At 64.5% G+C, this 13639-nt stretch carries 17 protein-coding genes, 1 tRNA gene and 1 pseudogene; 8 read left to right on the forward strand and 11 right to left on the reverse strand.

Annotated features, from left to right (window positions below; genetic code table 11):
- The first annotated feature begins 68 nt into the window (after window positions 1-68).
- The gene (locus ACJRPG_RS04075) at window positions 69-1955 is read left to right on the forward strand and encodes an MFS transporter (RefSeq protein ID WP_407998773.1); all 1887 of its coding nucleotides are present in this window, start codon (window positions 69-71) and stop codon (window positions 1953-1955) included.
- Window positions 1956-1961: 6 nt separating this feature from the next.
- Here the strand turns inward: ACJRPG_RS04075 and ACJRPG_RS04080 are convergent, their stop codons facing one another.
- Window positions 1962-2366 (reverse strand): hypothetical protein, encoded by a 405-nt coding sequence (locus ACJRPG_RS04080; RefSeq protein WP_407998774.1) that lies wholly within the window; start codon window positions 2364-2366, stop codon window positions 1962-1964.
- Window positions 2367-2510: 144 nt separating this feature from the next.
- Here ACJRPG_RS04080 and ACJRPG_RS04085 point away from each other — a divergent pair, with 144 nt between their 5' ends.
- Window positions 2511-3263 (forward strand): hypothetical protein, encoded by a 753-nt coding sequence (locus ACJRPG_RS04085; RefSeq protein ID WP_407998775.1) that lies wholly within the window; start codon window positions 2511-2513, stop codon window positions 3261-3263.
- A 45-nt stretch (window positions 3264-3308) separates the two neighbouring features.
- Here ACJRPG_RS04085 and ACJRPG_RS04090 read toward each other — a convergent pair whose 3' ends face one another.
- On the reverse strand, window positions 3309-3776 hold the full coding sequence (locus ACJRPG_RS04090) for an N-acetyltransferase (protein WP_407998776.1): 468 nt from the start codon (window positions 3774-3776) through the stop codon (window positions 3309-3311).
- 139 nt (window positions 3777-3915) lie between these two features.
- On the opposite strand from ACJRPG_RS04090, the gene ACJRPG_RS04095 reads away from it, so the two are divergent.
- Window positions 3916-4626: a fumarylacetoacetate hydrolase family protein gene (locus tag ACJRPG_RS04095; protein WP_407998777.1), complete on the forward strand. Its 711-nt coding sequence runs from the start codon at window positions 3916-3918 to the stop codon at window positions 4624-4626.
- On the opposite strand, the gene ACJRPG_RS04100 is transcribed toward ACJRPG_RS04095, so the two are convergent.
- Together ACJRPG_RS04100 and ACJRPG_RS04105 are read right to left on the reverse strand one after the other, a co-directional pair.
- A complete protein-coding gene (locus tag ACJRPG_RS04100; RefSeq protein ID WP_407999391.1) occupies window positions 4617-4898 on the reverse strand; it encodes an SIR2 family NAD-dependent protein deacylase in 282 nt (93 codons plus the stop codon). The genes ACJRPG_RS04095 and ACJRPG_RS04100 overlap by 10 nt on opposite strands.
- Before the next feature lie 45 nt (window positions 4899-4943).
- Window positions 4944-5138 (reverse strand): annotated as a pseudogene (locus tag ACJRPG_RS04105) (Sir2 family NAD-dependent protein deacetylase); the annotation flags it as partial.
- Window positions 5139-5525: 387 nt separating this feature from the next.
- Here ACJRPG_RS04105 and ACJRPG_RS04110 point away from each other — a divergent pair.
- Window positions 5526-5602, forward strand: a tRNA-Pro gene (locus ACJRPG_RS04110).
- Window positions 5603-5711: 109 nt separating this feature from the next.
- Here ACJRPG_RS04110 and ACJRPG_RS04115 read toward each other — a convergent pair.
- From ACJRPG_RS04115 to ACJRPG_RS04130, 4 genes are all read right to left on the reverse strand, one after another.
- Window positions 5712-6752 (reverse strand): DUF4214 domain-containing protein, encoded by a 1041-nt coding sequence (locus ACJRPG_RS04115; RefSeq protein WP_407998778.1) that lies wholly within the window; start codon window positions 6750-6752, stop codon window positions 5712-5714.
- Window positions 6753-6921: 169 nt separating this feature from the next.
- Window positions 6922-8427, reverse strand: coding sequence for a tripartite tricarboxylate transporter permease (locus ACJRPG_RS04120; protein ID WP_407998779.1), 1506 nt, complete (start codon window positions 8425-8427; stop codon window positions 6922-6924).
- A 10-nt stretch (window positions 8428-8437) separates the two neighbouring features.
- A complete protein-coding gene (locus ACJRPG_RS04125; RefSeq protein WP_407998780.1) occupies window positions 8438-8899 on the reverse strand; it encodes a tripartite tricarboxylate transporter TctB family protein in 462 nt (153 codons plus the stop codon).
- 77 nt (window positions 8900-8976) lie between these two features.
- Window positions 8977-9951 carry a tripartite tricarboxylate transporter substrate binding protein BugD gene (locus ACJRPG_RS04130; RefSeq protein ID WP_407998781.1) on the reverse strand — a complete coding sequence of 325 codons (975 nt, stop codon included), beginning with the start codon at window positions 9949-9951 and terminating at the stop codon, window positions 8977-8979.
- A gap of 258 nt (window positions 9952-10209) precedes the next feature.
- On the opposite strand from ACJRPG_RS04130, the gene ACJRPG_RS04135 reads away from it, so the two are divergent.
- Window positions 10210-11346, forward strand: coding sequence for a hypothetical protein (locus tag ACJRPG_RS04135; protein WP_407998782.1), 1137 nt, complete (start codon window positions 10210-10212; stop codon window positions 11344-11346).
- On the opposite strand, the gene ACJRPG_RS04140 is transcribed toward ACJRPG_RS04135, so the two are convergent.
- Window positions 11303-11737: a response regulator gene (locus tag ACJRPG_RS04140; protein ID WP_407998783.1), complete on the reverse strand. Its 435-nt coding sequence runs from the start codon at window positions 11735-11737 to the stop codon at window positions 11303-11305. The two genes, ACJRPG_RS04135 and ACJRPG_RS04140, sit on opposite strands and share 44 nt — an antisense overlap.
- Before the next feature lie 161 nt (window positions 11738-11898).
- On the opposite strand from ACJRPG_RS04140, the gene ACJRPG_RS04145 reads away from it, so the two are divergent.
- Window positions 11899-12072, forward strand: coding sequence for a hypothetical protein (locus tag ACJRPG_RS04145; protein WP_407998784.1), 174 nt, complete (start codon window positions 11899-11901; stop codon window positions 12070-12072).
- Window positions 12073-12076: 4 nt separating this feature from the next.
- Here ACJRPG_RS04145 and ACJRPG_RS04150 read toward each other — a convergent pair whose 3' ends face one another.
- Window positions 12077-12427, reverse strand: coding sequence for a hypothetical protein (locus tag ACJRPG_RS04150; RefSeq protein ID WP_407998785.1), 351 nt, complete (start codon window positions 12425-12427; stop codon window positions 12077-12079).
- Window positions 12428-12513: 86 nt separating this feature from the next.
- On the opposite strand from ACJRPG_RS04150, the gene ACJRPG_RS04155 reads away from it, so the two are divergent.
- Window positions 12514-12855, forward strand: coding sequence for a DUF6152 family protein (locus tag ACJRPG_RS04155; RefSeq protein ID WP_407998786.1), 342 nt, complete (start codon window positions 12514-12516; stop codon window positions 12853-12855).
- Window positions 12855-13334: a DUF6644 family protein gene (locus ACJRPG_RS04160; RefSeq protein ID WP_407998787.1), complete on the forward strand. Its 480-nt coding sequence runs from the start codon at window positions 12855-12857 to the stop codon at window positions 13332-13334. Before ACJRPG_RS04155 ends, ACJRPG_RS04160 begins: the two co-directional genes overlap by 1 nt.
- Here the strand turns inward: ACJRPG_RS04160 and ACJRPG_RS04165 are convergent.
- Window positions 13331-13627, reverse strand: coding sequence for a hypothetical protein (locus ACJRPG_RS04165; RefSeq protein WP_407998788.1), 297 nt, complete (start codon window positions 13625-13627; stop codon window positions 13331-13333). The genes ACJRPG_RS04160 and ACJRPG_RS04165 overlap by 4 nt on opposite strands.
- Between the last annotated feature and the right edge of the window lie 12 nt (window positions 13628-13639).

The following is a 13639-nucleotide window of genomic DNA, read 5'->3' on the forward strand; positions in this document are numbered from 1 at the left end:
GCGGTCCGGTTGTCCGTTGGCATTTTGTGAGGTATGTTACCGGTACTTTTCAAAACGACATCAGCGACATGAGCAAACCAAGCCAGTTCACCCTGCTGACACAGCGCCGCTTCGCACCGTTCTTCTGGACCCAGTTCCTCGGCGCCTTCAACGACAACCTGTTCAAGACCGCGCTGATCGTCATCCTCACCTTCGATGCGGCCTCGTGGACCACGCTGTCGCCGTCCATGGTCACTAACCTGATTCCCGGCCTCTTCATCCTGCCCTATGTGGTGTTCTCGGCCACGGCGGGACAGATCGCGGAGAAGTTCGAGAAGGCGGGGCTCACGCGCTTTATCAAATGGCTGGAAATCGGCATCATGGCCATGGCCGGTGTCGGCTGGCTGACGCACACGCTCTGGCTGCTGATTCTCGCCATCGTCGGCATGGGCACGCACTCCACGCTGTTCGGGCCGGTGAAGTACGCGTATATGCCGCAGCAGCTGAAGCCGGAAGAACTCACCGGCGGCAATGGCATGGTGGAGATGGGCACCTTCGTCGGCATCCTGCTCGGCCAGATCGCGGGCGACGTGATCGTGATGCAGCAGCCCTGGGGCATCCGCATGGTGGCTGCCGCCACCATCGCCTTCGCCGTGCTGGGCCTGATCGCCTCCTACCGCATTCCCGTCACCCCTGCGCCTGCGCCGGACCTGAAGATCAACTGGAATCCGCTTACGGAAAGCTGGCGCAACATCTCCTTCGCGCGCAGGAACCGTTCGGTCTTCCTGTCCATGCTGGGCAACTCCTGGTTCTGGTTCTACGGCGCGCTGGTGCTGGCGCAGTTCCCGGTCTACGCCATGACTTACCTGCACGGCGATCACAGCGTGTTCGTCATGCTGCTCACGGCATTCTCGCTCGGCATCGGCGCCGGTTCGCTGCTGTGCGAACGCCTGTCCGGCCACAAGGTCGAGATCGGGCTGGTGCCCTTCGGCTCCATCGGCCTCTCGCTGTTCGGGGTGGACCTGTACTTCGCCAGCCTTGGCTATGCCGGCACCGCTTCGGTGGATGCGCTGGGCATGCTGGCGCAGGACGGCAGCTGGCGCATCCTGTTCGATGTGATCCTGATCGGCGTGTTCGGCGGTTTCTTCATCGTGCCGCTGTTTGCGCTGATCCAGCTGCGCTGCGATCCGCAGCACCTGTCGCGCACCATCGCGGGCATGAATATCCTGAACGCGCTGTTCATGGTGGCGGCGGCCGGCGTGGCCATGCTGCTGCTGGGGCAGGGCCTGTCGATTCCGCAGCTGTTCCTGGCGACGGCCATCATGAACGCCATCGTGGCGGTGTATATCTTCACGCTGGTGCCGGAATTCCTGATGCGCTTCCTGGCATGGCTGCTGATCCATACGCTGCACCGCGTGAAAGTGGTCGGCGCCGAGCGCATTCCGGATGAAGGCGCGGCGGTCCTGGTGTGCAACCACGTCAGCTATGTGGATGCCATCGTGATCCTGGCGGCCAGCCCGCGTCCGATCCGTTTCGTGATGGACCACCGCATTTTCAAAACGCCGCTGATGGGCTGGATCTTCCGCACCGCGAAGGCGATTCCGATTGCCCCCGCCAAGGAAGACCCGTGGCTGCTGGAGAAAGCTTACGTCGATATCGCGCATGCGCTGCACGATGGGGAACTGGTGTGCATCTTCCCGGAAGGCCGCCTCACATCGACCGGCGAGATCAATGAATTCAAGGGCGGCATCAGCAAGATCGTGGAGCGCTCGCAGGTGCCGGTGATTCCGATGGCGCTGCGCGGCCTGTGGGGCCATTTGCTCAGCCGCAGCAAGGACAATGTGCTGGAACGGGCCTTCCGCAAAGGCCTGCGTTCGCGCCTGTCGCTGGCGGTGGGGCGTCCGGTGGACCCGGTGGCGGCCACGCCGGAACTGCTGCAGCAGGCCGTGCTCGACCTGCGCGGAGACCTCAGGTAGGCGGGATCAGAGCCCGTCGATGTTGACGAGCTGCGGCGCGTACTGCTGGAAGACCTGGCGCAGCAGTTCGAGGTTGCCCGCGTTGACCAGCAGGTTCAGGTCCGGCTTGACGTCGGTTTCCAGCGTCATGCGCACGCCGTCGGCGAACTGCTTGCACTGCACGGACAGCACGCGCGGCGTGCCGGGCAGGTACCACTCGTCGCGGAACATCGGCACCGGCTGGGGCGGCTGGGCAACCAGGGCCGTATCGGCCACCGGGATATGGCGCAGCAGCCACAATACAATGGAGCCAGGGAAGATGACGATGGAAGTCTTGTTGTCCATATAAGTGAACTTGACATGCAGCGCGTTGCCCACCGCATCGGCGGCGGTAAACGAACTTTTGACTTGGCGTACAACGGTCTGTTTCACGGTCTTCCTCAAATGGATGGCAAAGCGGAAGATTCTACCCGTGGAGTATGCAACATACAACTCGTTACAAAAACCTCAAGCACAGTAAAGTAATCCTTCTTACAATCGAAATCTGTATCAACGACCAGCGAAAGAAATCAAACAATGAAGCGCATTTGGCAAGCCTCCCTGACCGCCGCAACGCTCGTGCTGCTCTCCGCCTGCGGCGGCAGCGATGATGATCCGGTTGCACCAGGCACCGGCACCCCGACGGCGGTGTTCCGTACCTTCACTGCCGACTTCAGCCAGAAGGCGGAAAACTGGCCCGGCTGGATCAGCGAAACCAGCGACTATACCGCCGGCACCGCGCCGACCGCCGTGGTGTTTGAACAACGTACTATCCCTGCGCCGTTCACCGCTCCGGGCTATTTCATCGGCGGCCACAATAACAGCGACGACGCTTTCCTGTACATCAAAAAGCAGTACACCGGACTGGTGGCTTCGACCGACTACACCTTCACGGCGCAGGTGAACTTCGTCAGCAACACGCCATCGGGCTGCATGGGCGTGGGCGGCGCGCCGGGCGAATCCGTTTACGTGATCGCGGCGGCATCGCCGACCGAGCCGAAAGCGGCAGCCGACAGCGCCGGCTATACCAAAGTGAATATCGACCGCGGCAACCAGGGCACGCCGGGCGCCGCCAGCCTGGTGATGGGCAATATCGGCAACGGCCAGCCATGCGACGGCAGCGCGAGCTATGTGGCGAAGAGCCTGCGCAACACCACCGGCATCAAGGTGAAAACGGATGCGGAAGGCAAGGTGTGGGTATTGTTCGGTATCGACTCCGGCTTCGAGGCAACGTCCAGCATCTACGTGCAGAACATCGTCATCAACTTCACGCCGGTCACGACTACCTGAGTGCATGAGCGCCGGAGAAAGCCCGCCGTGACAGGCGGGCTTTTTTTATTGCTCGCTGCCGGGCGCCTGCCAGCTCATGGCGTTGTAGATGCCGTTGGCGCCTTGCGATACGAAGCCGCAGCGGTGCAGCAGGCGCAGCGCGGGGCTGCCCAGCATCACATCGACCCGCACCGGCACCCGCATGCGCACGCCCTGCGCCTGCAGGCTGCGCAGCAGGCCCAGCCCGATGCCGCGGTTGCGGCATTCGGGCAGCAGGTTCATGTCGATGATGCGGATTTCGTCGTGGCTGTAGTTCACGTAAAGCCGGCCGATCGGCAGCTCGTGCTCGGTGATGATGGCCAGGTCGGCGTAGGGATAGAGCTTCTCGAAATGGCCCTGGCGGGCGCGGTACTGGATCGACAGCAGCAGGGCGCCGGTGCCGGGATCGCAGCCTTCCATATGGGCTGCATCGCCCCGCGTGAGCGCGTACAGCTGTTCCATGAATGCCTGGTCGGCGTTTTCAGCGGCGCGCATTTCGATTGCGCGGGGAGTCCGTGTGGCCATAGCGGGGCGTCTTTCCTTTAAGAGAAAACGGCATTGGCGAAAGCGGGGGCTGCGTAATCATCATATCATCAAGCCTGTACGGTTTGATAAATCTGCTGACTGGAGCGACATGACAACAACATACGTATTTCCCGCGCCACAAATGGCCGCGCTGGCGGTGGCCGGCAGCGAGGCGCGTTTTCCCGTGCGCCGCGTCTACTGCGTGGGCCGCAATTATGCGGGCCATGCCCGCGAAATGGGCTCGGACCCGGACCGCGAACCGCCTTTCTTCTTCTGCAAACCCGGCGATGCGCAGGCCGTGGTGCCGGTAGCGCCCGGCGAGACCGCCGAGCTGCCGTTTCCGCCCGCAACCGCCAACTTTCATTTTGAATGCGAACTGGTGCTCGCCATCGGCAAGGGCGGCGCGAATATCGCGGTGGCGGAGGCCGCGTCCCACATCTACGGTTATGCCGTGGGCCTGGACATGACGCGCCGCGACCTGCAAGGGCAGATGAAGGACGCCGGCCGCCCCTGGGAAGTCGGCAAGGCCTTCGACTATTCGGCGCCCGTGGGCCTGCTGCACCCGGCGGCCTCGGTGCCCGGCGTGGAGAGCGCCGCGATCAGCCTGCAGGTGGATGGCGTGACGAAGCAGGACAGCCATATCACGCACCTGATCTGGTCCGCCAGCGAAACCATCGCCAATCTCTCGACGCTGTTCGCCCTGCAGCCGGGCGACCTCATTTTCACCGGAACGCCGGAAGGGGTAGGCGCGGTGCAGCGCGGCCAGACCCTGCTGGCGCGCATTGAAGGGCTGTCCGAGCTCTCCGTGCGCTATGTTTGAGGCAGATGCGCTGCGATGGCCAACAGGCCTTCCAGCGCCCCGGCCGCGAGCCCCACGTCGCGCGGGTGGGCCACCTGCGGCTCGCGCGGGTTGATGCGCACCAGGCGTCCGCCCTGCGCCACCACGCCCTGGCTGAAATGGCGCACGGACGGAATTGCCGTACCCGCGCCCAGCTCGATCACCAGCGGGCGCTGCACGCGCTGCAGCCAGGTCTGCAACCGCGCCGCCTGCTGCGCGCTGCGGTGCCCGATCCATTCCCCGTCGCCGAACATCAGGATATTCGGCCGTGCCAGGCCGCCGCAGTGTGGACAGCGCGGCGCTGCGTTGCGCAGGCGGCAGGCTTGCGCATCGACTTCCGGCATAAATGGCGCAGCGTCCCAGATGCTGTCCTCGCAGCCGTCCATGCATTGCAGATGATGGATGGAGCCGTGGCATTCGTACACGCCGTCGAAACCGGCGCGCTGGAACTGGCCATCGACATTGCTGGTGAAGACGCGGCAACCGTGCGGCATGGCATCGCCCCCCAGGCCTTGAGCAGCGCAAAGCCCGCATGCGGCACGGTGGCACGGTACAGCGCCAGACGGTGCCCATAGAAGCCCCAGGCCAGTGCAGGATCGCTGCGGAAGGCGGCGGGCGAGGCGATGCTGGTGAAGTCCATGCGGCTGCGTCCCAGCGCGGGATAGGCGCGCCAGAAGCCCTCGTTGCCGCGGAAGTCAGGCAGGCCGGAATCGACGCCCATACCGGCGCCCGCAGCCACCATCAGGCCGTCGGCCTGGGCGAGCAGGGCGGCCGCGCGCTGCAGGTCTGCTTCAGGAAGCGGCATGGGATAGTCGAGCGCAATCGGGCATACGGAAAGGATAGCAAAACATTCAAGCCCTCTGCTATAATCCGCGAGTCGTCGGGGCGTAGCGCAGCCTGGTAGCGTACCTGCATGGGGTGCAGGGGGTCGGAAGTTCGAATCTTCTCGCCCCGACCATTAGATTCAATGATTGGGGCCAACCGGCAGGTTGGCCTTTTTCATTTGTACGGTCATAACAAAAAAAGCCCGGGCCGAAGCCCGGGCTTTTGTCATCTGAGAAGACCGATCAGACGATGTTGTGGACGATCGTTACGCTGCCGACGACGGTGGCTTCCGTATGGATGCTGCCGTCGATATTCTGCGAAGCGATGTTGGCGAACGACGAGATCAGCTGGGCACGGGTGGCGCCGCCGGTTTCCAGCGCGGCAGTCCAGTAGGCCAGGCCGTCCTCATCCGCGGTGCGGCCGAAGGTCTGCTGGTACAGGGCTTGCACGAAGTCATCGTTATCCAGCTGGCCGCTGGTCTGGGTGAACTCGGTGGACTGGGTGAACTCCTTCGCGATCTGGTCCAGCGAGGTACCGGCAGCGGCACGATCGAACCAGTACTGCAGGCCGCCTGCGTCCGCCGTGCGGCCGAAGGTCGTTTCGTACAGCGTGGTCACGGCAGCTTGCTGGGAATCCTCGGCGAACACCAGCGCCTTGCCGTTGTCGAGCTGCACATACTGGATCTTCGAGATGTCGGTGACTTTGTCGGTGCCGTTGTGGGTCACGACAGCATGGCCGTTATCCACGGTCACGGTGTAATCCGCTTCGCTGCCTTTCAGCTGGACGATGTCGTGCTTGCCGCCTTCAACCGTCGAATTGCCGAGGCCGGCAACGATGGTGTCGGAGCCTGCGCCGCCGACCACAGTGCTGTCGCCGGTGCCCAGTACGACCTGGGTGTTCTTGGCATCGGTGATGACGATCTTGTCGTTGCCGGCGCTGCCGACCACGACGCGGTCGGTCACGCCAGGCTGGTGCGCTGGGGTGGTCGAGCCGTCATTGATCGTCACGTTCACGCCGCCCTTGCCCTGGAAGATCAGGACAGGTGCGCTGGCTGGCGGCGTCAGCGTGGTCTGGGTCGTATCCGAGCTGCCGATCAGCACAACTTCGGCGCCCGCGGCGACGGTCACATTGCCGTTCGCATCCGGCGTTGCGGTGTCGAAACGCACGGTGGTGTTGTCGGTGGTCGTCAGCGCCAGGATTTTGCTGATCGTGTCATCGGTGAAAACGGCAGTGCTGGAGCCCTTGAGCGCCGTGGTCACTGTACTTTGGTCTGAATCGTACATAATTTTTCCAATCTATAGGTGAGGGGCGGAATACACGATTCCACTTGGAACTATACCAAATGTTAATTTCCCACGCTGAAAAGTCGTTGTCATTTTGCAACGAAAAGGCGATGATTTCATTAACGAAAAAAGCCCGCCGCAAGCGGCGGGCCGGGTGCGCAAGAGCGGCTCAGTCCTCTTCGCTGAAGGCTTCTTCGCGTTTCTTCCGCAAGGCGGGCAGCATCACGATGGCGAGCGCGATGGCCGCCAGGGCCAGCATGGTGGCGCTGATGGGACGGGTGACGAATACCGTCGGGTCGCTGTGCGACAGCAGCAGCGCGCGGCGCAGGTATTCCTCCATCATCGGGCCGATGATGAAGCCCAGCAGCATCGGCGCCGGTTCCGCATCGAGCTTGGCGCACACATAGCCGAACAGGCCGAACAGGGCCATCAGCCAGACGTCGAACTCGCTGTTGTTCAGGCTGAATACGCCGATCGCGCAGAACATCAGGATGGCCGGGTACAGGCGGTGGTAGGGCACCATGATCATCTTGACCCACAGGCCGATCATCGGCAGGTTCAGCACCACGAGGAAGAAGTTACCGATCCACATGGAGACGATCAGGCCCCAGAACAGCGCGGGCTGTTCGGTCATCACGGCCGGTCCCGGCTGGATGCCCTGGATGATCATGGCGCCGATCATCAGCGCCATCACCGGGTTGGACGGAATGCCCAGCGTGAGCATGGGGATGAAGGAGGTCTGCGCGCCGGCATTGTTGGCCGACTCGGGCGCGGCCACGCCTTCGATCGCGCCTTTGCCGAACTCGGCCGAGTTCTTCGAAACCTTCTTTTCGATGGAGTAGGCAGCGAAGGAGGCCAGCATGGCGCCGCCGCCGGGCAGGATGCCGAGCGCGGACCCGAGCACGGTGCCGCGCAGCACCGGCGCGATGATGCGCTTGAAGTCGTCCTTCGTCAGCATCAGGCCGGAGACTTTCTTCATCAGCAGGCTGCGCGATTCGTCATGCTCCAGGTTGCGCACGATTTCGCCGATGCCGAACATGCCCATCGCCACGATCACGAAGTTGATGCCATCCGCCAGCTGCGGCATGTCGAAGGTGTAGCGGGCGGCGCCGGAGTTGACGTCCGTGCCCACCAGGCCCAGCAGCAGGCCGAGGATCACCATGCCGATGGCATTGAGCAGCGAGCCGCTGGCCAGCACCACCGAAGCCACCAGGCCCAGCACCATCAGCGAGAAGTACTCGGCCGGGCCGAACTTGAGCGCGAGCTCGGCCAGCGGCGGCGCGAACAGGGCCAGCAGCACGGTCGCCACCGTGCCGGCGAAGAAGGAGCCCAGCGCGGCGGTAGCCAGCGCCTTGCCGGCATGGCCCTTGCGCGCCATCTGGTAGCCGTCGATGGCAGTGACCACGGACGATGATTCCCCCGGCAGGTTGACCAGGATCGCGGTGGTGGAGCCGCCGTACTGGGCGCCGTAGTAGATGCCGGCCAGCATGATCAGCGCCGAGATCGGCGGCAGGCCGAAGGTGGCCGGCAGCAGCATGGCGATGGTGGCCACCGGGCCGAGGCCGGGCAGCACGCCCACCGCGGTGCCGACGAATACGCCGATCAGGCAGTAGGCGAGGTTGGCCAGCGTGAAGGCCGTGTCCAGGCCGAGGCCGAGATTGTTGAAGAATTCCATGGCGGCCTCCTCAGAAGCCCAGCCACGGGCCGAGAATCGGCAGCGGCAGGCCAAGCAGTTTGACGAAGACCAGCACGCTGAACACGGCCAGGCCGGCGGCGATCAGCAGCGTGGGACCCCAGCTGAATTTCGGGCTGGCGTAAGCACTGACCAGCACCACGGCCAGCACGGCCGGCACCAGGCCGGCGCCGCGCATCAGCACGCCGAACAGGATCACGGCGGCGAGCACCAGGGCCAGGTTCTTGAGATGGAACTTGCCGATCGCTTCGCCCGGCCTGATCAGGCCGCGGATCACGGCAGCGGCGCCGATCAGGGCCAGCAGGGTGCCGAGGATGGTGGGGAAATAGGCAGGGCCCATGCGGCCCGCGGTGCCCATCTGGTAGTCCTGGCCGATATAGACGGCGGCCAGGCCGAAGCATACGAAGATGATGCCGGTCCAAAAGTCCTTTGGATGGCGGATTAAGGAAGCCAAGATGCTGTCCCCTCAGGTTTTTATTGTCGTTATGGGTGGCCGGCGGCCGCGTGCTGCAGGCGGCCGCCGGCGGCGGCTTAGTCGGCGTAGACGCCGGCTTTCTGGATGATTGGCGTCCAGCGCTCGATTTCAGACTTCAGGTGCGCGCGCAGGGCTTCGGGCGTGGCGCGCGCCTCGGCCACCGGCTCGGTGCCCAGGTCGGCAAAGCGCTGCTTCACGGCAGGATCCTTCAGCGCCACTTTCAGCGCGCCGGACAGCTGGGTCACGATAGGCGCCGGCGTGCCTTTCGGTGCGTACAGGCCATGCCACACCGCCACCTCGAAGCCGGGCAGGCCGGCTTCGTTCATGGTTGGCAGGTCCGGCAGGGTCGGCACGCGGGTCTTGGTGGTAACAGCGTAGGCCTTGATCTTGCCGCCCTTGATCTGGCTGGTGGTGTTGGTGGTCTGGTCGCACATGAAGTCCACCTGGCCGCCCAGCAGGTCGTTCATGGCCGGGCCGGTGCCCTTGTACGGCACGGTGGTGAGGTCGGTCGCGATGGCGGTCATGAACAGCATGCCGCACAGGTGGGAAGCGGAGCCCACGCCCGCATTCGCGTACGTCACCTTGGCCTTGTTCGCCTTCACATAGGCCAGCAGCTCCTTGAAGTCCTTGGCCGGGAAGTCCTTGCGCGCCACGATGGTCATCGGCACGTCCGTCACCAGGCCGATCGGCTCGAAGCTGTCGATGGCGTTATAGCTCAGCTTGCGGTACAGGCCGGGCGCGGTGGACTGGCCGATGTGGTGCAGGAAGATGGTGTAGCCGTCCGGCGCCGACTTCGCAACGCGCGCCGCGCCGATGGTGCCGCCGGCGCCGCCGACGTTCTCCACGATGACCGTTTGCTTGAGCGTGGTGCTCATCGACTGCGCCACCAGGCGCGCGACCGTGTCGGTCGGACCGCCGGCCGCGAACGGCACCACCATGGTGATGGTCTTGGTCGGGTAGTTCTGCGCGTGCGCCAGGGCGCCGCCCATCAGGGCCAGAAAGACTGCGGAATGCAAAAGTTTAATCTTCATGAAGTGTCTGCCTCTATCGTTCATTTATAAAATAAAGCACGGAAACCATGCTTACATGTCTACGCAGTAGTACTTCTATCAAGGGCGCTCCTGGCCAGCAATTGTGGGAAACCGCAATATGAGGCGCCCGCATGCAGAGCATCGCATGGAATGCTTGCGCGCTGCTAGTGTTGCGCACAGCAGACCGCTTGCAGCGGCGGGGCAGGGGATGGGAATAGACTAGGCCCCTACCCACCACTGAACGTGAAGGAAGCGATCATGCGCCTCACCGTCCCCTGTCTCGCCGCCGCCACACTCAAGGCCGGCCTGCTGCTGTCCCTGTGCTGCGCCGGCGCCGCCAGGGCCGACGTCCGCTACACCGCGCGCGTGCTGGCGGAGCTGCAGCCCACACGCGCCGCGCTCAATGATGCGGGCCAGGTGGCAGGACATATTTCTGAACGGGTGGGCTCGGTCCACCAGGATGTGGCGGTGCGCATGGAGCCGGACGGCAGCATCACGCGCATGGGCACGGTGCGTCCGGGCGAGCGCGATTACGTGCAGTGGATGCAGGACATTAGTAGTTCCGGCGCCTCGGTTGCCAGCTACTGGAACGACAGCGTCCGCGCGTTCCGGCCCATCATGTGGGACGCGCAAGGCAAGGCCCATCCCATTGAAGTGCGCGGCACGAGCAACTCAGGCGCGCTGGCGCTGAACGATGCCGGCACCGTGGTGGGTTACACCGCGCTGCCCGGCAGCGTGTCGCTGACATTCGGCTGGAGCTGGCACAACGGCAGGCAGACCATGCTCGACGTGGGCCCTTACGTCTACGCCATGCCGAGCGATATCAATGCGGCGGGCGTGATTGCCGGCGGCGTGTACACCGGCGCCCATTTCGATCCTGCGCTGTGGCGGGACGGGGCGCTCAGCCTGCTGCCCACCTATGGCTATGGCGGCGGCGCGAGCGTCATCACGCGCAGCGGCCTGGTGGGGGGCTGGGCCGATGACGCGCAGGGGCTGCGGCATGCCGTCATGTGGCGCGGCGGGGAGCTGGTGGATCTCGGCACCGGCTTCTCCTTCCGCGCCATGAACGACGCCGGGGTCGCCATCGGCATCAGCTACCCGGGCAATGGCTGGGAGCGCGCCATGCTGTGGCGCGACGGCCAGCTGTTTGAGCTGGATGCGCTATGGGATAATCCCGACGGCTGGAAGCTGGGTTCCGTCTTCGACATCAACGACCAGGGCCAGATCCTGGCCCAGCGCTTCCACCCAACCCAGTACAAGAGCGGCGTGGTGCTGCTGACACCGGTGCCTGAACCGGCTTCCGCCGCCATGCTGGCCGCCGGCTTGTTCCTGCTGGTGCCGGGCCGGCGCGCTAGCGCTGTTCGGCCGTGGCGGCGGGGGGCGTCAGCCGTGTGAGCAGGGCGTCGGGCGGCGTTTCGCCGCGTTCGATATGGGCGGCCAGTTCCAGCAGCGCGCCGAAATCGGTCGGCTTGCCAACATGCAGGTCAAAGCCCGCCTGGCGCGCAAAGCGGTGCGTGATGCCGTCGATCCAGGCGGTGAGCGCGACCAGGTACAGCGGCTGCAGCGCGGGCGCGGCGCGCAGCGAACGGGCGACCTGGAAACCATCGACCTGCGGCATGCCGATATCGATAAAGGCCAGCACCGGCTTGCATTCCTCCGCCACGCTGCGGGCCTGGGCGCCGTCGGTACACACGGTGCAGGCATAGCCGGCCTGCGCGAAGATATCGCGCAGGAGCTGGGCGGCTTCGGCATGGTCGTCGACGATCAGAATGCGGGCACGCTGCATGGCTAGCTTTCAGAAACGGAAGTATTTCCCAGTGTAACGCAATTGCCTCTAAAATCAGGGTGCGCGCACGATTCGTGCGCCCCCCGGATTAGTGAGTACGCGCACAGATGGCGCAATTGTGCGCGGGCACACTGAAGCCATAAAAAACCAGGGAGGCTCTCATGATGCAGCTTGCGACAGACAGCAAATCGATCGACTACAAGGGCTACCAGATCTGCATGGGATCGGTTTACAAGGACGGCAAGGTGGTGTTCAGCTATTTCGTGCCGCTGGGCGCAGGCGATGGCGGCATGGAGCTGGGGCGCATGCTGGTCGACCAGATGGAGCAGCAGTAGCCGCTCAGCCCCCCACCTTCGGCTTCAGCGCGTGTTTGGCGCGGATGGCGGCGACCTTGTCCCAGATCCGGGCCAGCTCCGCCTCGCCGGCGGCGTGCATGTCCAGGCCATGCGCCAGGCAGAGTGCGGCCAGCGTTACCATCACGCCGCCCACTTCCTGCGCCTGTTCGCCCGGCGGGCGGCTGAATACATAGTCCACCAGCTGGTGCACCTCCTGCGCGCTGCAGCCGCAGGCTTGCGCCAGCTCCAGCGACTCTTCCAGAAAGCGGTGATTGCGTTCGCGGGCATCGCTGGCGATCTGCGCGCCGAAGCAGGCCAGCATCCACGGCTGGACGCGCTGCTGAAATGGTTCCATGGGCTTCCTCCTGTGCGCACATTGTATGCTGCTGCGCTACAATCGCCCGAGGTTTTGCGATCTTCCCACACCTGGACGGAGGCGGCATGAAAGCGATTCTTTTCTTCACTGCGGCGCTCGCCGCAGCCTCGGCGTTTGCCCACCACGGCTGGAGCGAATACGACGCCGGCAAACCGCTGCAGCTGAGCGGCACCATTACCGAGAGCAGCTACGGCCAGCCGCACGGCACCCTGCGCCTGAAGACGGCGGACAAGAGCTGGACCGTGGTGCTGGCGCCGCCTTCGCGCATGGAGTCGCGCGGCCTGCTGAAGGAGGCCATGGCGGCGGGCGCCCAGGCCACCGTCTATGGCTATCCGCACCGCACGCAGGGCGATGAGCTGCGCGCCGAACGCATCACCATCAAGGACAAGACGACGGAGCTGCGCTGATGCAGGGGCTGGCAGCGTGGCTGTACGCCACGCCGCTGTCGGAAACCATGCGCAGCAGCCTGTGGCTGTATCCCTGGGTGGAGATCGTGCACATTGCCGGTTTCGCGCTGCTGGTGGGATCGGTGGCCATGTTCGACCTGCGCCTGCTCGGCTGCGGCCGCGCGCTGCCGGTGCGGGCGCTGGCGCGCCATTTGCTGCCGTGGTCGCTGGGCAGCCTGCTGCTGGTGGTGCCCGCCGGCCTGCTGATGTTCAGCGCGCAGCCGCAGGACTTCCTGGCAAACCGTGTGTTCTGGCTGAAGCTGGGACTGATTGCGCTGGCGGGCCTCAACGCCGGCCTGTTTCATCTGGGGCCTTACCGCGGCGTGGCGGCGTGGGATGTGCAGCGCCCGGCGCCTGGCCTGGCCAGGCTGCACGCGGCGCTGTCCTTGCTGCTGTGGATAGCGGTGATCTGCTGCGGCCGGCTGCTTGCCTATACTTAGGCTTCGCCCTCAGTGAGGGTGAGCACCTTGTTCAGGCTGGCGACTACGCGGCTGTAGGGCAGAGTTGCGAAGAAGGGATGCCAGCTTTTCGGTGCGATGAAGTTGTGGCTGTTCCCCACACGCCAGACAGGCACCACGGTGCCTGCCAGGCCGGCGAATTTGGCGGCTTCCTGCAACATGACCATGGTCGCCTGCTGCGCTTCCGGGTCCTGGTCGCCGAATTCGGTATCGAGCGGCACGATAATCAGATCCACACCCTGCTCGCGGATGTGGGCGATTTCAAACTGTTGCATGAGTTTCCTCGG

The organism is Pseudoduganella rhizocola (assembly GCF_045984285.3).
Taxonomy (GTDB): domain Bacteria; phylum Pseudomonadota; class Gammaproteobacteria; order Burkholderiales; family Burkholderiaceae_D; genus Rugamonas.